We start from the raw sequence: 21640 nt of genomic DNA, 5'->3' as shown, positions 1-21640 counted from the left end.
CCTCCTTATAAAAAACAACAATTTCTCTTGCGCCAAATCATGAAGCCAAAATTATCCCCATCTCCAGGGTAGGTATGTCCGGCCTCCCAGGTAATGACTGAACGGCCAAAGGGCTGGCAGCGTTTCGCATCAGGTAATGTATTGACTAACTGGTAGCGATACCGGCTTTTAGGCAAAATGGAAGAGTGATAGGTGCGACAAAGTGCAGGCCAATCTTTACCGACCGAATCTTTAATTGCTCCAAGGCGATGAAGCTTAAAGTCGGTGCGTTCTGCCAGGAGCGTTGCGGCACTGATGGGACTTGCCTGATTTGCCACAAAACCATTGAGCGGATAGGTAGATCCTTGAGCGCCCTGGCACCAGAATAGAGAATCCATGGCCGTTCCTGCCAATGCTTTGGTTGCATCTGCTGCACAAGACGCCCGTACTGGCGATGTGGTAAATAAGGTGGCCTCTGGATTAAGAACAAAAGCAAACTCAGAGTCATTCCATGTTGGATCAAGTTCACTCAAATACATCACATCAAAATCTTCTGTCTCCATACAGCCGATGGATGTAAGTACCTGCAGCCAATACATCAGAGGGTATTTGTACCAATGCACGTAATAAAATGCGCCTCGCCCATCCGTATCGGGCATTTGTGAACCACCAAGACCCTGGTCTTTAATATGTAGTTGCACCCCAAGATTCACCATGCAATATGGCTTTCGTGTCACATCGACTAACGCAAAGGGTTCCCAATAACCTATAGTAACTCCTAAAAGTTGTAATTTGTTTGGGCAGGAACAGATAGGGTTCCCAGGATTTTTAGTATCAGGATACTGGCTTTTTACTACTTCGGAGGAACCAATGGTTAAAGGGAACAAACAATCCCAGCAAATGTCGGTAATAGGATTGACAAAATGCCCTTTACACTGCGATGCGTGCAATGAACAGATGAAGAATAAGCCTGCAGCAATTGAACAGAAAAGTCGTTTATTCATCATTCACTCCAATTTCTTTAATTTGCCAATCAAGACCTACCTGACTGACTATGCTTGGAACGTGTTGAAGCTGCAGCCGAGATGAAATGATGCCGTTCACATCAAAATAAATTCGACCAAAAAGCTCTGCAGCAACTCGAACATCACCACCGGTTAAAATGAACTTAACGTGCTTAAAATCGGTGTAATGGTTCTTAACCCAGGCAACCTGTCTTGCATCATCCGCATTAAAGAAAATCAGGGTTTTGAGGAAGTGAACGCGCTCAAATGGGTTTATCCGCGTTCCTGCTTTTGCAATTAAATACCCATCAGGAGTCCAGATATCATGAGATACAGTCACTGCCGGTGAGATGCGAAACGTCTTAGGCGTGCGAGTCGTGCTCAATGCCAAAGGGTGTGGTCTCATCGCCTGACGCGCTGCTTTCTGCTCTAAATCACGCTGAACATGCTCTAAATCACCACTTTGCTGTAATGCATTGAGTTTGTTCATAATGACTTTTCTTATATCCTCTTCTCTAACAGGGAATGTCTGGCCATACTGACCAATATTTTTTGCATGACTTACAGGCTCTAATAAGAAGGCCAGACCAAGAATCAGGGCTAAAAACCGTTTGTTAGTGCGCTTCATGCTTTATCCTTGCTATGGTCAAAGCAATGAGCTCGTCTGTTACATCCACTTGGGAGGGTTTGTAACCAGTCAATACAGGTGCACTGACTAAGGTTACCCGGTGAGACCTTCCATAGTCCTTGATGACTTCTGGAAGGGCTCGTGAAAAGCGATCCATAATGTTTAATTGTTCTTCATGAGTCAGTTTAGAACGGGCAAGCAGCACCGAAGGTGCCTCTATGGCACGATTCATATCAACCACCAAAAGAGGTAACGGCTTAGGCCACATCATAAACATACCCGCCAGGACTCCAATGAACCCACAAACTCCTGCAATGACCCAATATGTGGTGTTTAAGCGATTAAATGGCATAACCCCTCCCATAATGCAGTTCTGCGACATGCGATACCGCATCAAGAAATGCAATCCCTTGTGCCACATAATTAATGACCGCCTGATAATCATCTCCATCAGAAGATAAAAGCACGCGAGTAAATGGATCAACGAACAAGCGATGAAAGGAGGAAATACCGTTGGCGCGCAACAAAACTTGCGAAAAACCAGCTTCTTTCGCTATTGGGAATGATTTCAGAATAGTCATCTCGTAGTCCGAAAAAGTCTCATGCTTTTTTTGATGCTCTAAAAGCGGTGATTCTTCTTGTAAAAAAACAAGCTTTAAAGCGGAGTTCTCCCATGCGGCACGAGCTTCTGAAAATTCAAAATAATCCTCAATCCCCTGAGTAATCGTGACAAATGATGCTTTATGCCGCCGACCAGTACGAAAGCCTTTGGTAATAAAGTTCACTGCAATTAAATCCCCTGTAAAAAAAGACCAGGCTTCATCAATGATGCACATCTTTTGTTTGTTCCTGTCCGAGTTGAACATACGTCTTTGAAACTGAGAAATAACGGACAGGAGAACCGGTGCGCGAATGCTTTGATTGTCTTCAATTTCCTTCAAATCAACTACAATTATGCGGGCATCAGGCGATAACTGGGATGGTTCATTAAACGCCTTTCCATGCTCTGAGGCAGAACAGTAACGCTGAAGGTTTTTAGACAAAATGCGCGCTGTAGGATAGGTTTCGCGGTCGTGCTCGTACAATGACAATAAGACTCCTGCAACCTCATCAATGCGCGTTTGATTCTGAGTTGTTCCAAAAGCGGTTAAAATGGCTTCTCTTAAAGTGCCTCTGTCGTCATCTGTAGCACCGCTGGTCGGGCAAGTTAATAATTCAAACAAGGCAATAATGTCATCAATCTCTCGTAAAATGTCCGTAACATGGGTAAAGGGATTCATCGCCAAATTGCTGTATTCAAGATAAGTCCCACCAAGCGCCTCACACAGTTTTCTGTAGCTTCCACCTACATCAATAATAAAAATATCCCCGCCATTAAATAAAATATTGAGCATCAGCATCTGAATGAAAAAACTTTTACCACCGCCCGATGTTCCGGTTACAGCCATATTGTAATTGCTGCCAAATGCACCCGAGAAAGGATCGATGCAGGCAAACTGATCGCGCATGGTGGGCAACAAAATACCCTTGCCCACCCCGCGCCAGTCAGAAAGAATTGGCATGTATTGGGTTGCATTCCATGAAGAAATTGGCCACATCATGGTTGGAAGAGAAAAATCCTTAGCCAGATTTCCTGTGAAAAAAAACGGCATCGAGACTAAAAAATACGGACATTGCATACGTTTACACAATGCCAATTTAATGTCATTGAACGCAAATACCGTGCGAGCAGCCTCCACATCACGCTCTTTTTCATGAGGTCTTGAAAAAAGAACCACGTTATAAAGCATCTTTACAGAACGAGTCTTCTGTGAGGATAAATCATCTCGAAAAGTACGCCATACTCTTGCCTGCTCCTCAGTTCCCGCTACATTCAAGGCATAATCACTTTTAGATTTTTTATCCAAATCACGGGTCTTGCGGTTCGCTCTACCCTGAGCACGTCCCTGCTCTTCAACCAGATAGATGACCGAGATGATGTGATTACAGGATATTCTTTTATCAGGATGAAAAATGTTGCTGGTATTATTGATGTTCTCCCATAAACAATACTGACGAGGGAGGCGATCAATGGTCAGAACAGATACAGCTGTTTCATAAGCATGTCCAGTTTCATTAGCCCCTTGAATTACTACTTCATTGTTTTTAATTTCAATATCAAAGTCATGAGACAGTGCCTGCTCTTTAAGTAATTTGGTTTTGTCGTATATAACAGGGCGTGGGGTAATTGCATCAGGGCAATTATCCAGATAAAACTGAAGCAAATGCAAAAAATCAGTCGCATCTGCTTGCTTAAATCCAATTTTTGCAGCACTTAAGGATGCTTCAAATGAAACGCGAAACTGGCCAAAACAGGCTTTTAAATCGTTCTCAGATTCTTTTTTGATTTTATCAATGACGATATAGCAATCCGTATGCGTTAATCGAGGTGCAAGCATCGTGTTGGTTTTAAAACCGTGTATGGCGGCTTTTTGATAAAATGCCTTAAGGTTCTCTCCTAACAGGCTTAAATTTTCAAATTCGCTTTTTGTGAACTGCGAAGTAAATGCCTCAATATCTTTCCCTACCTGATTGTGTTTGACGCAAATCAACTGCAAGGTGAACTCATGAGACACTTTAGATTGAAGCAGCGCATCCAGCTGCTCTGCTATGTGTTCATTCGCACCCGTTAAAGGGACAATGCGATAAATTAAACCCGCATTGTGTTCATTAAAAAACAGCTTCGATTCCTCATCAAAATATTGATAAGGTAATAGCTCCTCAGTAAAAGAAGGATATTGATGCGCCTTGAGGTCAAAAGCGGCTCCGTTATCGGCTAGCCCTTTGTCATTCCAGGTCTCCTTTAGCAACTGATAAGTATCTTGAACCCATTCTATAGCGTTTGTAAGCATTGCTTCTCTCCTGTATTCGTGCCAGCGCCTATTTATAATCTGAATACAGATCTTGAATTCTTGCCTGCTGCACGAATTGACCATCGGGTGTATAGCGTTTTTCCTGCACCATACGATTCACCATTTCCATACTTTGACAACCACCCCTGTCAGAAAAAGGACATCTTGCATCCTGATTGTCGAGGATGGATTTCGAGCAGGCACATAACTGCGACACTAAGAAAAGGGTACTCAATAAAAATAGAGGTTTAGTCATGAAGTGGCTCCTCATTTTGTACGGTTGAAAATAATGGGGTAGAGGGTTGTCCTGGTTGATTTAAGAGGGGATTCTCAACAGGATTAACGGTTTGAACCATGGGCTCTTGATTATTGGACTGCATCAATGAAGCGCCATTCACAGGGTGTGTATTTAATTCATAGGCACGGCTTACAGTGGTTGTAACCCCAGACTCGTTTTGGGCATGTCCTTCATTGATAGCGCGTCCTGACTCGTACACCTGATGTTCTTTGTCTATCCAAAAGCCTTTAGTAAATAAAACGGACACACGACGACCAGCACGTGCCACAACCAGTGGATGATAAATATCAGCAATGCGCATTACATAGTCTGAAATACGATTGGCAGGATTACTAAGCGCACCACCAGCAGCCGATTGAGCAAGGGTTGATGCCTGCCCGTAGGTCGTAATGGTGCCAGCCCCCGGATTGATTGTTTGAGCGGTATTTAAATTCTTTAAGCCATCACCAAATCCTGCCAGCATGCCTGCCGCTGCCGAATAGGTTAAGAGCGGCTTTGTTTTTAGAATGGATGTTCCGCGTAAATCCTGCATGGCATCCAAATCAAATACAGAGCCGTAGGCCTTTTGTTCAAAATTGATGTTGTTTCCTGCGCAAGACAGTGTTTCTAAATGCATCACCACGGAACTTCCTGATAAATCACCATAAGTGGATACCAGGGCGACACAGTCTTCCAGATGAGAACGCTGATTGTTGGGCATGATTCCTCCGCTGGTAAGGCGGATTAAAGCAGTTCCCATGTTTTTTGAGCCGTTTATTCCTGCATCACCTAAAACCCCAGTCAGCAACACCCCTTCAACAAAGGTTCCCGCCCAAACATAATTTTTAGAGGTTCGCACTTCCTTGTTTTTTTTCTTCCGGTTGTTAAATTGCACTGTTTCCAGTCCTGATTTTGCGAGCAGTTCGCGCTCTGCCTGATGCTTTTTCTTTTGCTGTGCTTCCATTTCTTCACGAGTTGGCGGCCTAACGGTGACCAGGCTTGCCTGACGGGTAGAAACCAGTGCAACCTGTAATTGTTCGTTCATTTTTTTATTTTCTTCTTCAAGGTGTGAAAGCTGTTCTTTCATGGCCTGGATCAAAGCTTTTGTTTCCGAATTTTCTGTTTTCACAGGTGCTGCTTCCTGCTGTTTTTTATGATGTTCTGCCACTAACTCTTTTAAAGAATCAATTTGTTGCTGCTGTTGCAGAAGGAGTGCTTCGTCACTGCCCTGATTAAAAGTACTTTCAAAAATACTCTCGAACGGAGCTTCTTCCTGGTGGACTGGTTTTTTTTTCTCAGCTGATGAGTAACAATAAAATCCATAGGATGCCCCACCCACCAGTAATAAAATGGCTGCGTGCTTCAATTGTTCCTTTTTGGCCAGTTTATTGGCGTTTTGAGGTTTTAGCGTCAACCATTGTTTTATTTTTTTAAACATTACCTACTCTCCTTCCAACTCATTTTAAGCAGCTTCTGGTTTATCCCTGATTGCTGTATAACCCATATAAATAAGCGATTTTTTTAGGTGGGAGCGCCTCATCACTTAATGACAGGGATTCTGCGTCCTTATGGGCAAATAAGGCGGTTGTAAGCGCCAGCTCATGATTTGATGTATTTTCTAACCGATAGATAAAGCCGGTGAAACGCTTCCCCTGATATTGTTTTTCAAGAGTTACCTTAATGTTTTTTTTAATGTAAAAAGAACGTGGAGTAATTCGTTTCTCATTAAATTCTTTGGGGGTCTCCCCTGCTTTCATGGCAGCGATTGCCTCATCTACTTCACTGGCATCAGGGGTATCCAGTTTCACAAATTTCAATTTTGTTTGAGCGCGCGGCACAAGCCTTAAGGTTTTTCCAACCGATTCATCAGGTGTCAGGGTAAGTGATACGTGATGTCCTTTATCTGTAGTTAGGAACAGGGTAATGGGAACTTGAAAATTGGGCTTTATATACACCGAAGAATCCGTGCTTTCAGGGTTATCCATCTCACTTTTATCTACTGTAATAGCATGCTCTGGGTAACTTAATTTAGTGATCGATTCCCCTTCAACAAACACACGATTAAAGTTAATACTCGATAAGGTCAGATTAAACTGCTCTCCTTCTTCAAAAGCGATGACCGAAGGAGCTGTGCTTGCACAAACAATTCCTGAGCACAAACAACTTATAAGAAGAATGTTTTTTTTAACTTGATCATAAATTGAGTTAGTCATGGTGTATCTCCTGAATGGACACAAGATTTAAAAGGCCTGATTGATGTGAAAACTGCACTCGATACATTTTGTGTTGTGGCTTTAATTGAAGCCCATGGCTTGTGCGATACAATTGCCCTTCGATTTGACCTTGATTTTTAGAGACATCCACGGATACTTTTTCAACATAAAAAACTGAGCTTACATTTTTTTCATGTACTGTTTTTCGCTCGGCATCCAATAGTTTGGAAAACGATTCCTGGTATTTCGCTGGAATCAGATGAGACAGCATGGTGTAGCGTGCATCAATGGTCTCAGGATTGTAGGTCAGGCGTAAGTCAGCAGCTTTCTGCGTCATTTCTTTCAGGTATTCGGGTGAATAGCCTTTATCACCAATGCTAAACTCTAGACCAGTACACACTGGAAGCCAGTGAACCTGCTTATGCAGTAAGGTATAAAAATTTAAGGCGCAAAGGACAATAATTGCAAACGTACTCGATAGCGCCCAAATCAGTGTCAGCTTGAATAACAGTCTGTTTTTTGCAATCGCATTATCACGAAATGAAGTATCCATTAAATCACCTGATATAAATTCGGTTGGCAGAATCGGGAAAAGCTCGAAATACAAGGGACGTTAACCTGTGAGGCAGCGACCAGTATACGATGGCAAACAGACTCCGCAGAGGCAGTCCTCCATACTTGATATGCATCGCAACGCTTAGGGCTGCGCCTATCATAAAAAGCTGATAGGCAAGTCCTGTTAAAAGCCCAATTCCCGTGAGTAAAAAAATGGGCAGGCCTGTGGTAACAGGAATACCCGCAATTTTAGGCTCATCAGAGAGCATAAAGGTTTGGTAGTTGCGAGCCATTATTTCAATGCCCAGTGAGTAAACACCATCAATACAGGAACACCCGCAAGGACTGCGATATTTTTGGTTTTGATGTAGGCATAAGCCCCTGCAAGCCCTTCTGCTAACAAAAGAAAATAAGGGAGATCTGAATCCGCTCCAAAGGTTGCCTTTACTTCCTCTTTTAATCCAGAAAGCCGATTCTCAGCAGCAAAACAGGAGTCTGGCATCAAACACAACAGTGCCAAACCAATCATTAAAAAAGGGAGCAGCTGCCTGGCATACAGATATCCTTTAATGCTCAAATCGTTCATTGCTGTTCTATAGTTCATCACATTCTCCTTTTTTGGTTAAAAAAATCCCCCTGAGCCCCAATTTGTGCTCATTTTTTATTCTTTTTATTTAATGAATCGTGTTTTTGTGGTTTTATAAAGAGCGCTTATCCATCCATGGTTACTCCTTTATCAAGCATGCTTTGACTTAATAGGTGGTTGTTCTTTTTAAGTTCAACTAAAATTTGCGTCAGTAGGTGATTTGCAGAATCCAGTTTTTTGAACAAAGCCACATACTCAACTGCTTTTGCTATGTCAGGAACCTCCTTATCCATTGCTAGCAAAAGCGTAAAAAGCGCTCCACTGGAAAGAATGTGTTTAAAATATTCGACATCCTGTTCATCATTTTCAGTTGAAACGGCAGTCAGATTCTGATTAATCTTAAAATTGTTTTCAGGCAGTGTTGTGGGCTCTGCATGAATAACTCCACTCACAACGATGAGGGTCATCGACAGCATGAGTGTTTTAATTGGGTTCATTGAGCGCTCCTTTTATTTTTGTTATGAACTTAAGCTTTTAAAATTAGTCCGATGTTTGGTCTGTTTCTGGTATGTTGATGTTCTCAAGTTCACTTTTCATCACAATAACTCGTGCAAGATAGGGTTTTACCTTCGGTGATAAATGTGTACAGTAGCTTCTTACATTGCTGATTGCTTTTAATTCATTGTATCCATAAGCCATAGAAACAACTGCACTGTCTTTTTTATGATGCTGCAATTGGGCTCCTGCTGATTCCAGGTAGGCTGCAGCAATTGCGACATCTCCAGAACATAAATCGGAATTGTTTTCTTTGGCAATCTGGTTGAGTTGATAAGACGTATCAAAAATTGGTCTTTCTAAATCGTAGTGATTCGAACTGGTTGCAACAGCACAGGGTGAACCCAGTGCGGTGATGATAAGTCCTGCTATTACATTGATTCTCATTACTATTCCCTCTTTAACTCATTATTGTTTTTTAAATCCTATGCACTTTTTTCATGAAGCTCTAATCAGGCTGCATCAAAAAATGCCCGCTAATGTTTTTACCAGACCTTGTTCCAATGCGGGTCGTGCTTCTGCAAAACTCAGATTGACTTTATCGGCATTGGATACCACCCGCGTTCTATAGCGTTGGTAATCACTGTGTTTGCTCAATGTCTGTGTGGTTCCAGATGCAGTGCCATTTTGAAGGTTGGAATTAAACTGCTCATGAACAGTACCTTTTCCAACGCGCTCAGAAATTTGTACATCGGTAATCATCGTGTAATTCACTGCCTTGACTAGAGAATCTGCAGCCAAACCAATAATTCCCCCACCAATACCTGCACCAATCATGGTGCTTGAATGACCGCTTAATGCACCCAGTGCAGTTCCTGTTGCTGCCCCTGCCAATGCACTGCCATACCCGCCACCTAGCGCGGATTGGCTTGCAGACGCGCTCATTTTTCCCACCTTAAGAATATTGGCCTGCAGCAGGTAATGGGCTTTGGATGGATTTCCAACCACTTTATAGCCATGTTCTTCTAATGCCTGCTTTAGTGACTTATCAATGGATAATGACTCTTGAGAAGTATTCTTAATTGTGATGTAAATCGTTTTTTGACTTTGAGCCACAGGATCAAGAAAAATCGTTTGGCTGAGTTTTGTATCTGTTTCTAAGTTACGATGTTCGATCACTGTTGATGTTGCAGCACAGCTCACCAACAGGGCAAAAGATCCAGTTAAAGCTAAAGTGGTAATTGCCTTTTGTATCTGGTTAATGCATGGTTTCATATTATTCCCTTAACTCGTTAGTATGGTGATTTGAATGGTTAATGAGTCTGTACGCCCCGTGCTTCCTTCCACTGACCAGGCTTATTTAAAAACAGAGATTGTTCTTTTTTAATTTTTTGATGTATTTCCTGACGATGAATAATTACATCTTGTGGTGCATCGAACCCTAAGCGGACTTGATTACCCTTAACACCGAGCACGGTGATATAAATGTCATCATTGATTAGTACGGTTTCGCCTATTCTACGTGTAAGTATTAACATGCTGTGTTCCTTTTATTGGTTAGTGAATTGAATATTCTTTTTTTTGTGAATCAATCTCGAATCGAAGCGCTTCGCATGCCAATCGTGCCTCCATTGCAATGTGCCAGAAATCGCATTCAGGGATTTCCTGATAGGCCAGAGCTAATGACTCAGAGCAGGCGTTTAAAAGACAGTACAGCTCTTCCTTTGTAAACAGTTTTAAACATGGAATTTGTTTCATCATGCAACTCCCAATAACTGGCGAATTTTCGCAAGGTGTGTTGTTGCAATGTCTTTTGATTGAGGCAAAGTGCACAGCACCTTCTCTTTAATTTCCGGGATCTGGTGTCCTTGTCTCATTAAATGACATACCCGTTCATATGCCTCTTTAAATACTGCAAAAGAATGGCCTTCATTATCAATTTCCAGAAATTTAAGCCCCAGTCTTTTGGCAGTAAATTTAACCACTGCATGACTCCAGTTTGGGTTCGTTGAATAAGCGCTGTTTAAAACCTCCCTATGCGCCTCGGCAGCAGAAGGCAGGCGCAAATCACTATAAAAGCCAAGACACAAAGCTCGAAACTGCAGGCAATTGGGTGGAAATTCACAAAACTTGTCGCCTTTACTCAATGTCATTAATCGCTCCACACCACTGTCTAATGCTTTTGGAGTTAAATCTTTAAGTGCAGCAAACCAAACTCCTGTATCATTCACTCCATGCTTACTGATAAAAAGTTGCCCGTATATTGCAGTCAGCTTCATCCAGAGGCTGGACAAGTGTTCCTTCGATAAATGAACCGGAGTTGAGTTCATTGCCTGAGGTGTCCCAGAGTGAGTCGATTGAAATGCCATGATGTTCGCTGACTCGCTCAAGTGCTGTTTGGTTAAGAGTGCTTTGATTTGTACCACGCTCATTGTGATGACTCCTTAATTGTCCTTGTGCCTTTTGTAGTTGTTTTTGCATGTATTGGGCATCTCGCTCAAGCCAGTTAATGAATACTGGATTAAAGTCAGCCCATAGAGTGTTTTGTTTTTTGTTGTGCTTGATAAACGCCTGAATTTCTTCTTTGTCAGTTACTTTGGTTAGTCCCATGGAAAATGCCATTTCGATGGTTTTTGTGTTTGGGTAAAAGTCATCGCAAATTGGTTTTTTGCTGCAACAAAAATCATTGCTCGCAATTTCAGTTTGTTTGTTTGAGTTAGTTATATTAAATATATTAATATTCTTTGCAGAGCTCTTTAGTGTGTTAGCTTCTCTGTTAACTTCTATGTTAGATTTTCCCTCTGAATCTCCTTCTCTATCAGAATCTATAAGGGATTTAGGTGAATTAAGATCTGTGTTAACTTCTTTCTTTATAATCAATTGATTATAGATCTTAGGGACCTCTGGGAATATAAATTTTAAATTTTGCCCTTCAGTTATAACTTGAAAGTATTCGCTACACTCATGTTCTATAGACTTTATGAAATTTCTGATGGTTTGCTTAGATGGAACACCACTGTTGATTCGACCTGGAGCGGTTTTAATCTCTAAGGATCTTGATAGATCACGATAACTAATGTCAGATACAATTCCCGTAAGAGGATTTGCAAGATTTAATAGTTCATAAATAATTAATCTAGGACCATAGGGTAATAATTGAAACTTTTTTTCTATTTGTTTCCTAGCATTAATGTATAACTCAACATCAAACTTCATCAACAAATCCTTTTATTTATCTAATTTATTAGATAAGACTATCAGCCAATGGTAAAAATTACAATAATTTTTTTACCATTAAGGTAAATTTATAATGATTTGTCATACCTAATATGCTATAACGCATTGTATTTTGATGTTTTTTATACTATTTTTTTGGTAAATTCTTACGAAGATTTATTAACCATTTTGGTATATCATAGAATAAACATGCACCTGACTGAATTATTTAAATATGAGCAATCCTGTAATAGACAATGTTTCATCCCCGAGTCTCGGGGCAAGAGAATAAGATTCATACGCGAGCATCTCCTGTCTTTTACACGAGAAGATTTTTGTCGCGATTCTAATTTTACTGCTCAATCATTAAAAGGATGGGAATTAGCATGGGGAGGAGGTTTATCCCAGCAGGGGGCTGTAAAAATCGTTAAACGAGCTAAAGAGTTAAATATTTATTGCACAGAATCATGGTTAATGCATGGCATTGGTAAAAATGCCACAAAAATCACAAAAGATTTAGATATCCAAGAGGGTGACGAAAGCCACATAGCTAAAGAATTACTACTATTCAGAGAACTACAACACTCTATTGACACCGTTATAAAAGATGATGGCATGATCCCTCTCTTATACCCTGGGAATTATGTTGGCGGTATAATAGTCAACAACATTGAGAGTGCCATTGGCAAAGATTGTATTATTATTGCGGACAATGATGAAGTATTTGTCAGGATCTTAAGGCATGGACAAGAACCAGCTCGCTATGACTTAGTTTGTTTAAATGAAAAAACTACATTAGTGAAAAAAGAAATAAAAAATACCGCCATTAAATTTGCAGCCCCAATTGTATGGATCCGCAGAATATTTCGAGAAAATAATTACTAATGAAAGCTTACAAAAAAGATATTTTGCCACATCAAGAATTTTATATAATCAGATTTACTAAAAGCTCGAGTCTACCTTATGCTCTTTTCATTCATGGTGGCCCTGGTCTCAATTGTGGAACCATAGAGTATCTTATTGATCATCATAATTTATTTAATTCTCTCCAGTGCAATATTATTCTGTATGATCAACGAAATTGCGGTAAATCTAATAAAATTAAAAAGTTAGTATTACAGCAAGATAATATAAATGATTTGCAAAAAATAATTCTATACCTTGATGACCATTTTAATCTTAACATCCATGCTTTGATTGGACATAGTTATGGTGCAAAACTTCTTTTTGATTACTACAAAAATTATGAGTCGACCATCCCTGGTGTTTTTGTTTCTACCGCTCAATCAATACTAACACCTCGTTTGAATAATTTAATGCTAGACCTATCCTATCTGAAAAAAAGTAATTTAGAGTTATATAACAAAATATTAAATGAAATTAATAATCTTGACCTTAATAAAATCTGGGAACTATCAGAACAATTAACTCCAGTTTTCCAAGAAAATAAAGACAGACCTTATTTATATTGGGCCAATTTAGAATATTATAATTTGGTTCAAAATGCACAGAAAAAGATCAATCTACCATTGGATATGAACACGTTTATCAGTGTAAGAAAAGATCTTTATTCAAAAGAAGCCAATTTTTCTGTTAATATTAATGAGCTTAAAATACGTAAATTATGGATAAATGGTTTTCACGATTTTGTCATGAACGGACACCAAATAGCATTGTCGAACATTCATGAAATTATAACTTTCAATAAATCGTCTCACTACCCACATCTAGAAGAGAATGATCGTTTTAGTGAGCTTTTAAATGAATTTATTAAATAGCTCTAAGGCAATCATCTTATTGTTTTCTATACTAATATCCCCTGTTGTTCACGCACAATCTAAAATTAAAATATGTTTGACCGGTAGGATTGTAGAAAATTTAAAATCATATGGTCAGTCTTTTTTAAATGCAGCATATCTTGCCAAAGAAGAAAATGATCTCTCTAACAAAGTTGTGATTAAGAGTTATTTTTATAATAACAGACCATTGGAGCCAATGCATATTTATAATCAAATGGTAAATGACTCTTGCTCTGCAATTATTGGGTTTGAATATCTATCAGACTTGTTATTAGCTGTAAAAGAACAGAAAAATGACACCATTCCTATTTTTACTTCCTACGCTAGCACCACCAACTCTGATCAATTACCTAAGAATATTTTTATCTTTATGCCAAGCTATAATTACCAAGCTGAAAAAATGATGAGCTACTTACATGAGCGCTATAAAAATATAAACAACGTGTTGCTTATAACGGAAATTAACCGTGATGAGATGCTAAAGTATAAGGAAGTGTATTCCAGCATTCTAAAAAAGGAACACGTACAATATTCTACATTTGATTTTCTAGAAAATGACAGCGATATAGAGGGAAAATTGAGCATTTTTTTGAATGAACGAAAATATCAATATGTTTTTTTATTGTCAGGTGCAATAGCATCAGCAAAAATTGCCAATATTATGAATAACCATAGCACTGTTTTTATTGGCACAGAAAACTTTGGTTCTTCAGTTAGTCAAACATTTTTTATGCGACTAAATGATAAAGTAATTCACTCTCATTTTATCCGCAATTTAGATTTTATACAGCCCTATGATGCTTTAACTAAATTTGAAAATATTTATATTCAAAAATTCCATGAAAAACCCACTGTATTGGCAGCATACACTTATGATTCGATGAAGATTATTTTGAAAGCATTGAATAGAACCGGTATCGTCAATACAAACAGCATATTAAGTACTGATTATATTGGCATTACCGGGGCTTATTTAAATAATGGTCAATTTTATCGATCGACCAATTACGTTATTTTATCAGTTAATAGCAATGGATATGCTTATGAAAAATAAAAGCTCTTCAATCAAAGCAATTTTTATCAAGAAAATGGCATATTCTGCTCTAATCCAATTTATTATTTTTGGATTTATACTCATGCTTGCAAAAGATTATTTTCATAATCAGATGAGTGTCTTTTCCAGAAATTTAATTATTAATGACTCATTTACCACTGATGAAATTGGTAGATATCAGCTTCTTAATAATAAGGATGCTCTTGATTTAGTCCTATACAATTTAGGTAATGAACGCAAACTAGACTCAATAAAATTTGTTCCTTTAAAAAATAAAATTGAAGATGTAGGTACTTGCGAAGAAAACAGCAAAAATAATTACCTTCTATGCAAAAAAGATAATGGGCAAATTTCCGGTATAACATTAATTAAAAATGATGAAAAGATATTGGGCTCGGTGGTTGCAAGTAAGCAATATAATTCTATCTATACTTTGCCAGTGTCCTATGGGCTTTTGTTAATTTTATTGATCGTACTTGGAATATTTCTTTTTAATTTCTTATTTCTATTCCTTTCTATGAGAAAAAAAATAGCAAACAATACCGAATACTTGCTTGATTTTATTTCATCACATCAAAGTAATAATGCTGTTGATTTTGCAAAAGTTGAAATTAATGAATATAGACAAATTGCTAATAAATTTATTGATGAACATCGAGAAATAATCAATTTACAGAAAGAAAAAGCCTATTACGAGGTAAGAAAAAATATTGCTGAGCTTGTTGCTCACGATATCCGATCACCATTAGCGGCAATAAACACCGCACTATCAGATGTAACATCGATTCCTGAAAATAAACGCATTATGATCAGAAATGCAGCTAAAAGAATCAATGATATTGCTAATAACCTACTCTTACAATCTAAAAATAATTTGCTTGACTGTAAAAGTAGTGAAATATATATGAATAATTCTCCAGAATTAATATTTGTAGTTTTAGATAATATCGTTGCAGAAAAAAGATATGAATATTACGCAACCAAAATCCAAATCAACTTACTTGGGTCCGACCACTCATATAATTGTTTTTCTAAGATACACCCTGATTCTTTTAAGCGCGTTCTATCTAATCTCATTAATAATGGTATTGAGGCAGTTAATTCTAATGGCTCTATTATTATCTCTCTAACATGCAATACTACGCATGTCGAAATTATTATTGAAGATAATGGCTGCGGCATTCCTCCCGATATCTTGCCAAAGGTTACAGAGCAAGGATTTAGCTTTAATAAGAAAACTGGTGCTGGTTTTGGTTTATCTTATGCTAAACAATATTTAGAGCAGATCAATGGTTCAATGCATATTCACTCTGAAGAAAAAGTTGGGACAAAAATTCATATCACTCTAATTAGGTCTAACCCCCCTAGTTGGTTCTGTGACTCAATGAATATTAGGTATGGTACTAATATTGTCGTATTAGATGACGATATATCCATCCATGACGCATGGAATGAACGGTTTTCAAATATTTCACACGTTAAAATGTTTCATTTTTATAACGCGATCGACTTAGTTCAGTATAAAGTTGATCCAAAAACTCCAATATTATATTTAGTGGATTATGAGTTGCTCGCTGATATTAAAAATGGTTTAGATGTGATTGAAGAGCTTAATTTAAATGGTAAAGCTATTTTAGTTACCAGTTGCTTTGAAGATATTGCTATACGAAATCGATGTGAAAATATTGGCGTTAAAATCATACCAAAATCTTATGTACCTTATATTAAAATTATTGAGACTCCAGAGAAAGAACTTATAAATACGGTGGTTTTTATTGATGATGATGAAATGATGCGAATGACTTGGATCTTTGCGGCTGAAGAGGCTGGACAAAGTATTTCAACCTATTCGTCATTTGATGAGTTCGTAAATGAAATAAATAATTATTGTAAGAATACTCTTATTTATATTGACTCAGATCTAGGAAACAATGTTAGAGGCGAGGATTGCGCAAAACTCCTTTTTGATAAGGGGTTTATTGACGTTCATCTTGCCACTGGCCATTCGCGAGATCGATTTCGCCAAGTGCCATGGATTAAAACAATTGTTGGTAAAGAGCCACCTTTTCAATTTGCACACGGGAATTCAACATGAACTCTACGGATAAAGATAAATTAAAACACGATTTTTTAAACTCAATTGTTATCATCAACAGCATGACAAAATCTGCTTCGAGTTTCATGAATACAATTTCACAGTCAATGGATACCGTCGATATTAACCAAAAGCAGATGGAAAAATTTTTATATTCTATGAGCGCTATACGTGAGCAAACTTCAAAGATTGAAAATTATTTTTTATCTCTTTTTAATGAATAATTGTGACAAATTATCTCTCTGCTAGATATGAGGAATATGAAACCACCCTTCCCCAATCTATAGAATCAGTTAAATGATCTTTGGTAATACTGTAGTAGTAATTGTTATCTAGCTTTTGCGCATCAAATAAATAGTTAATCCACTCAGCTATTGGTTTTTTATATTCTTTTTCTGATAACAAGAATAATATTTTCTCTTTTTTTGTAACAGCGGCCATGGTCTGTTCGGGTAGCTCATATCCCCGCATTAAATCTAATTGATCTGACAGCTCTTTTACGTGTCTAAGGATAAGCCATGTAGGTTTGGCGTCTTTGTCAAGAAATAAAAAACTACCTGAGTTATCAACTAGATAATACTCAACAGCCTGTGCTTGTATTAGAACACTAGCAAATAATTTTTGATATAATTCATTATCAAATAAATTATTAATGGAGTTTTCATACGCATTAACTATATTTTTTGTTAACTCTCTGAAATAGCGCTGAGTTAGGTCATCCACAGCTAATGTAATTTCTGGATATAGATTTTCACTTGTCTTGAGTATAAATTTATCAATTAAACCGTGATTGAAAGCTTTTATCGCAGTATCTTTATCTGCTTCAGCCGTTAGCATAATTTTAAAGATTTTTTTCTCTTTAATTTTTTTGCAAAATTCAATTCCGTTAATACCGGGCATTTGATAGTCCACAACTAACAATGGTGCATTCTCAAACCTTGCTTTATGATAAAGCTGATTTAACATGTTACTAACATCAAAGCCAATAACTCGATCATTAGTAGTATCTAAATTCACATCATTCATTAATTTGAAAATTGATTGGGTGATATCTTGACAATCGTTATCAATAAGATGAAAAGCCATATCTGAGCTTGTAAGTGTTAGTATATTAAACTTTTGGCCAAATTCTAAATCTAACGCATCCAAAAATGCTCTGTTATCATCTAAAAAAATGACTTTTATCGGATGATAAAAACAGGTAGGTCTTGCATCAATAATAGTCATATAGTAATTCCTCTACGTTACAGCCACAATTGCATCACCCATGATAAGTTGCCAATATTTCAGACCTTTAATTATAATGTATTGCTGTTAAGAAAAAATAATTAACATGGATGTCGCCCTGTATAATAAATGATTCTTCAAGTTTTTTCCTCCCAAATTTTATATTTAATCACTTAAGTTATTGAGATTTATGTTTTTCCGATTAAGTTAGAATCCTTTCTTGTTAATCTTCTTCAATTTACTCTAGAATTTTCTTTCTCATAAATCTACACCATTCCACAACCGTTAATTAAAGAATTAATTATATTTTTATTATTTATAATCAATGAGTTAACGATATTATCCCCCGGGGACAATTTATTAAATCGATAATCCATAACAGTGGTCCCGTGAAATTTAAAGTGCCATTAAAACAGATCCAGGATTAAATTTAATAAAATTCAAACGGCCCAAAACAAAAAAATATCAAAGACAATTAAGAGCATCACAAACCCTTTAAAATTTAGCACACTAAAGCCTCACGTTACGATTGAACTGCTTTTTCTAGGATTAATGTAATAGCCATTGCTTCAACATTAAAAAGCCTGATTAAATTAGGAGAATAAATTTAGTAGAGAAATCCATCTATTCCATCAAAATAAAAGATTTAATATAATGCCCTGAGAGATATAGGACTATTGTTAAATAGGTTATTGAAAAATAACAAACGACACAACCATTTATCTTGATAATAAGCGCATAGCTATAAAAAAGATTTGTCCACTTAATCAAAAACACAAATCTCAGCCAAACAATATATTCTTCGCCATGGGTAAAGATAGATAAAACAGATAACTCTATACGAAGACTAATATTACCAACATATATTGCTTAACAATCAATATTCTAAATATGAATTAATCATATACACTGGCGCAGATGGGAAAACAGTTCTTTTATTTTTGACATTTAGCTTACTAAAGGAGCCGTCATTCATCAGATAATGAGATGCTCTATTTATAGAAAGTAATTTATTACAATTAAAAATGATATCTAAAACATGAAAATAACATTATCTTATATCCATTCTCGAATTTAGGATATTATCAAAATAAGTCAATAACTTACTCGTAAAAATGCAAAAAGTATAATTTAATGTAACTTTTGCAATATTACTCTGTCTTCAAGATAAACACATCTATTTGATAGTTGGGCGGTTAGTATAAACGCGCACAAAACGCTGGAATAATTATTTTACAAAAATTCACAATGCGAGATACTAATCAAAATTTTAAAGGTACTAGAGTAAAAATCCAGTATCTGTCAGAAGTTTCCGACATTAGAAAATGTGGATAAAAGCTAAAAACACCCCATAAAGCTACACCATTACCATATACCTACACCATGACCTCCCATAAAGCCACACATGAAATTTTAAGTCCCATTAATCCCCATATTACTACACACAAAAACTCATAAACCTACACTATCAATCCCAAATAAATACACAATAGCTCTTATATAAATCATTTAAAATCATATGGTTATGATGTTTTTATTTGATGAACTTATGAATAGAAGAAAAAAGATATATATTTTCCTTTTTTTAGAATTAAGATGAATAGTACAAATTACCGCTTGCAAATTTGTTTCAATAAAGTTAGTCTAAAAAAATAGTACAAAGCACCTTATTGCAAAGGGGGATGGATGAAAGTAATTACAACAGCCGGAAACAAAGGAGGGATTGGCAAATCAACTATTGCTCTCACTCTTGCACAATATCTAGCTAAATGTAAAAACATGAAAGGGGCCTTTATCGATTTAGACCCACAAGGCAACTCTTCATCTAGCTTAATTCCGACTACAAGAGATCCAGCTCACCCAACTGGTTACATGCCTAAAGCACATCCAGAGTGGGATCCAAACAACTTACCAGAAGATGATCCTCATTGGGATGGAGTTAGTAGTATTGCAGATATATTCATAGGTAAATCTATTTATCCATATCCAACATGGGTTGACAATTTACATTGTTTTCCTTCTTTTGCTTCATTATTGGAAGATGCACAACGTGTTCTAAAAGTTGATGTAAAAGAAAAGGTTATAAATCGTCTTAAAGAATTTACCGAAATGCTATCAACCCACAGTGATTACCAATTTGTTATTATTGATACGAATCCACAGTTTGGCCCACTAACAATGGCAGGGTTGCGAGCAGCAACTCATGGACTATTGCCAACTGAACTTGAACAATATGGTATTAATGGAACCATAGGCATGATCCAAGCAATTTCACAAGAGCAACTTAGAAGAGTGAAAGACGATACTATTAAAATAGCGGGAATTTTACCTAACCAAGTTCGTAAAACAGCAGTACATACTAAGTTCCTTAATGATTTGCGTTCAATAGAAAAATCAGAAGAATGGTTATTACCTCCTATAGCCCAAAGAACCATTTATTCAGAATTGGTAGTAGAGGATGCAAAACCTAATTGTGTATTTAACTTACCACAAACACATCTCGCTAGAATTGAAAGTGAGAAATGGTGCTCTTATGTATATGACAGGGTATTTCATAATGTATACAACAAAATAGAAGAAAAGGAGGCTTCCTATGGTTAGTAAATTCAAACTGAATTCAGTTAAAACTGGAGAGACAAAGGATGCCATATCAAGAACACTGGCAATTGCCAATGATTATGCTGGGGAACTGTCAATAGAAGTATTGTCCTTAGATAAAATAGAACTTGATCCGGAAAACAATCGTGAACTAGCACTAACACTTCATGATGCAATAAATGGAATAGATCCCTCTGATCCTGAATATACAAAAAAGAAAAATGATTGGAAATCGCTTGAGTCATTAGCAAAAACTATACTAGATGATCAGTTAATTAACCCCATATTTGTATACAGATTTGGGAACAAATGTCGTTTAATCGCTGGTGAACGTAGAACCTTGGCCTCAGCGATTGCCGGTAAAAAGGAAATTATAGCAAGAATTGCAAGTCAACGACCTGTTGGTTCAAAGTTAAGAGTTCTACAGTGGATTGAGAATAATGAGCGTGTAGACTTATCTCTGGCTGAAAGAGTTGCGAGTATTGAGGCTATTGTTAAAGAGTATTTAAACGAAAATAAAGAAAAAAGTGATAGCGAGAAAATAACATCAAAAGTATTAAGTGATTTAACGGGAATGTCTATAACACAATCTCGAAGATATATTCTGATTTTGCAAGCTAGTCCAGAGATAAAGCAGGCGATTGCTGAAGGAAAAATAGAGAATGTAAAATTAATTGAATTAATTATTTCAGTTGAAAACGCAGAACATCAACAAGTTCTCTTAAAGGCAGCCATAGAAAATCTATCCTTTGATGCAATTGTAAAGCTAAAAAAAGAACTTGAATTTTCGTTAGTTACAAAAAAAGAAATAAGAGGACGTAAACAATTAAATGTTAGTTTAGGTAAGGTAAAACCCAATATTGCCAAAATTATCTTTGATGCCTTAGTTTCAAGCAACATTCTACACGAGAGCATCGTCGAGCAAATGAATATGTTAAGCAATAATGTCCAATGGAATAATGGTAAGTCAGTTGAGGAGTGCTTTAAAAAAATAATTCCTCTAATTGCTCAGGAAGTGTGATT

25 protein-coding genes are annotated in these 21640 nt (G+C 37.1%); 7 read left to right on the top strand and 18 right to left on the bottom strand.

Annotation, left to right across the window (positions count from 1 at the left end; all coding sequences use genetic code 11):
* Positions 1–5 precede the first annotated feature (5 nt).
* From traU to HBNCFIEN_RS17080, 17 genes are all read right to left on the bottom strand, one after another.
* Positions 6–983 (bottom strand): conjugal transfer pilus assembly protein TraU, encoded by a 978-nt coding sequence (traU, locus tag HBNCFIEN_RS17160; RefSeq protein ID WP_014845143.1) that lies wholly within the window; start codon positions 981–983, stop codon positions 6–8.
* Positions 976–1611, bottom strand: coding sequence for a type-F conjugative transfer system protein TraW (gene traW, locus HBNCFIEN_RS17155; protein WP_014845144.1), 636 nt, complete (start codon positions 1609–1611; stop codon positions 976–978). The genes traU and traW overlap by 8 nt, the downstream gene beginning before the upstream one ends.
* Positions 1598–1963, bottom strand: coding sequence for a TrbI F-type domain-containing protein (locus HBNCFIEN_RS17150; protein ID WP_014845145.1), 366 nt, complete (start codon positions 1961–1963; stop codon positions 1598–1600). Before HBNCFIEN_RS17150 ends, traW begins: the two co-directional genes overlap by 14 nt.
* Positions 1953–4502 carry a type IV secretion system protein TraC gene (gene traC / locus HBNCFIEN_RS17145; protein ID WP_014845146.1) on the bottom strand — a complete coding sequence of 850 codons (2550 nt, stop codon included), beginning with the start codon at positions 4500–4502 and terminating at the stop codon, positions 1953–1955. Before traC ends, HBNCFIEN_RS17150 begins: the two co-directional genes overlap by 11 nt.
* 28 nt (positions 4503–4530) lie before the next feature.
* Positions 4531–4758 (bottom strand): hypothetical protein, encoded by a 228-nt coding sequence (locus tag HBNCFIEN_RS17140; protein WP_014845147.1) that lies wholly within the window; start codon positions 4756–4758, stop codon positions 4531–4533.
* Positions 4751–6217 (bottom strand): TraB/VirB10 family protein, encoded by a 1467-nt coding sequence (locus HBNCFIEN_RS17135; protein WP_014845148.1) that lies wholly within the window; start codon positions 6215–6217, stop codon positions 4751–4753. Before HBNCFIEN_RS17135 ends, HBNCFIEN_RS17140 begins: the two co-directional genes overlap by 8 nt.
* Positions 6218–6257: 40 nt before the next feature.
* Complete coding sequence (gene traK, locus HBNCFIEN_RS17130; protein WP_014845149.1) at positions 6258–6992, bottom strand: type-F conjugative transfer system secretin TraK; 735 nt, start codon at positions 6990–6992, stop codon at positions 6258–6260.
* The gene (locus HBNCFIEN_RS17125; protein ID WP_041174155.1) at positions 6985–7545 is read right to left on the bottom strand and encodes a TraE/TraK family type IV conjugative transfer system protein; all 561 of its coding nucleotides are present in this window, start codon (positions 7543–7545) and stop codon (positions 6985–6987) included. The genes traK and HBNCFIEN_RS17125 overlap by 8 nt, the downstream gene beginning before the upstream one ends.
* Positions 7546–7549: 4 nt before the next feature.
* A complete protein-coding gene (traL, locus tag HBNCFIEN_RS17120) occupies positions 7550–7840 on the bottom strand; it encodes a type IV conjugative transfer system protein TraL (protein ID WP_014845151.1) in 291 nt (96 codons plus the stop codon).
* Positions 7840–8151 carry a type IV conjugative transfer system pilin TraA gene (locus HBNCFIEN_RS17115; RefSeq protein ID WP_014845152.1) on the bottom strand — a complete coding sequence of 104 codons (312 nt, stop codon included), beginning with the start codon at positions 8149–8151 and terminating at the stop codon, positions 7840–7842. Before HBNCFIEN_RS17115 ends, traL begins: the two co-directional genes overlap by 1 nt.
* A 107-nt stretch (positions 8152–8258) precedes the next feature.
* Positions 8259–8630 carry a hypothetical protein gene (locus HBNCFIEN_RS17110; protein ID WP_014845153.1) on the bottom strand — a complete coding sequence of 124 codons (372 nt, stop codon included), beginning with the start codon at positions 8628–8630 and terminating at the stop codon, positions 8259–8261.
* A gap of 43 nt (positions 8631–8673) precedes the next feature.
* Entirely contained in the window at positions 8674–9075 is a 402-nt protein-coding gene (locus HBNCFIEN_RS17105; RefSeq protein ID WP_014845154.1) for a hypothetical protein, read from the bottom strand.
* 75 nt (positions 9076–9150) lie between these two features.
* Positions 9151–9903, bottom strand: coding sequence for a complement resistance protein TraT (locus HBNCFIEN_RS17100; protein ID WP_014845155.1), 753 nt, complete (start codon positions 9901–9903; stop codon positions 9151–9153).
* Positions 9904–9941: 38 nt separating this feature from the next.
* Positions 9942–10166, bottom strand: a complete 225-nt coding sequence (gene csrA / locus HBNCFIEN_RS17095) for a carbon storage regulator CsrA (RefSeq protein ID WP_014845156.1) — start codon at positions 10164–10166, stop codon at positions 9942–9944.
* A 19-nt stretch (positions 10167–10185) separates the two neighbouring features.
* A complete protein-coding gene (locus HBNCFIEN_RS17090) occupies positions 10186–10389 on the bottom strand; it encodes a hypothetical protein (protein ID WP_014845157.1) in 204 nt (67 codons plus the stop codon).
* Positions 10386–10859: a hypothetical protein gene (locus HBNCFIEN_RS17085; protein WP_223499707.1), complete on the bottom strand. Its 474-nt coding sequence runs from the start codon at positions 10857–10859 to the stop codon at positions 10386–10388. The genes HBNCFIEN_RS17090 and HBNCFIEN_RS17085 overlap by 4 nt, the downstream gene beginning before the upstream one ends.
* A 7-nt stretch (positions 10860–10866) precedes the next feature.
* Positions 10867–11844: a hypothetical protein gene (locus tag HBNCFIEN_RS17080; RefSeq protein WP_014845159.1), complete on the bottom strand. Its 978-nt coding sequence runs from the start codon at positions 11842–11844 to the stop codon at positions 10867–10869.
* Between the two features lie 210 nt (positions 11845–12054).
* Here HBNCFIEN_RS17080 and HBNCFIEN_RS17075 point away from each other — a divergent pair, with 210 nt between their 5' ends.
* From HBNCFIEN_RS17075 to HBNCFIEN_RS17055, 5 genes are read left to right on the top strand one after another with little or no spacing between them, the layout of a single operon-like run.
* The gene (locus tag HBNCFIEN_RS17075) at positions 12055–12729 is read left to right on the top strand and encodes a helix-turn-helix domain-containing protein (protein ID WP_255464429.1); all 675 of its coding nucleotides are present in this window, start codon (positions 12055–12057) and stop codon (positions 12727–12729) included.
* A complete protein-coding gene (locus HBNCFIEN_RS17070) occupies positions 12729–13622 on the top strand; it encodes an alpha/beta fold hydrolase (RefSeq protein ID WP_014845161.1) in 894 nt (297 codons plus the stop codon). The genes HBNCFIEN_RS17075 and HBNCFIEN_RS17070 overlap by 1 nt, the downstream gene beginning before the upstream one ends.
* Entirely contained in the window at positions 13606–14697 is a 1092-nt protein-coding gene (locus HBNCFIEN_RS17065; protein ID WP_014845162.1) for an ABC transporter substrate-binding protein, read from the top strand. Before HBNCFIEN_RS17070 ends, HBNCFIEN_RS17065 begins: the two co-directional genes overlap by 17 nt.
* Positions 14687–16792, top strand: coding sequence for a sensor histidine kinase KdpD (locus HBNCFIEN_RS17060; RefSeq protein WP_041174156.1), 2106 nt, complete (start codon positions 14687–14689; stop codon positions 16790–16792). The genes HBNCFIEN_RS17065 and HBNCFIEN_RS17060 overlap by 11 nt, the downstream gene beginning before the upstream one ends.
* The gene (locus HBNCFIEN_RS17055) at positions 16789–17016 is read left to right on the top strand and encodes a hypothetical protein (protein WP_019350432.1); all 228 of its coding nucleotides are present in this window, start codon (positions 16789–16791) and stop codon (positions 17014–17016) included. The genes HBNCFIEN_RS17060 and HBNCFIEN_RS17055 overlap by 4 nt, the downstream gene beginning before the upstream one ends.
* A gap of 10 nt (positions 17017–17026) precedes the next feature.
* Here the strand turns inward: HBNCFIEN_RS17055 and HBNCFIEN_RS17050 are convergent, their stop codons facing one another.
* Complete coding sequence (locus tag HBNCFIEN_RS17050; RefSeq protein WP_014845164.1) at positions 17027–18019, bottom strand: response regulator; 993 nt, start codon at positions 18017–18019, stop codon at positions 17027–17029.
* 1686 nt (positions 18020–19705) lie between these two features.
* Here HBNCFIEN_RS17050 and HBNCFIEN_RS17045 point away from each other — a divergent pair.
* The gene (locus tag HBNCFIEN_RS17045) at positions 19706–20620 is read left to right on the top strand and encodes a ParA family protein (RefSeq protein WP_010655313.1); all 915 of its coding nucleotides are present in this window, start codon (positions 19706–19708) and stop codon (positions 20618–20620) included.
* On the top strand, positions 20613–21638 hold the full coding sequence (locus tag HBNCFIEN_RS17040) for a ParB N-terminal domain-containing protein (RefSeq protein ID WP_014845018.1): 1026 nt from the start codon (positions 20613–20615) through the stop codon (positions 21636–21638). The genes HBNCFIEN_RS17045 and HBNCFIEN_RS17040 overlap by 8 nt, the downstream gene beginning before the upstream one ends.
* The last annotated feature ends 2 nt before the right edge of the window (positions 21639–21640 follow it).

It is taken from the genome of Legionella sp. PC997 (assembly GCF_014109825.1).
In the GTDB taxonomy this organism is placed as follows: domain Bacteria; phylum Pseudomonadota; class Gammaproteobacteria; order Legionellales; family Legionellaceae; genus Legionella.
Note: the sequence above shows the minus strand (reverse complement) of the source record. Positions and strands in the feature narration are given on the sequence as shown.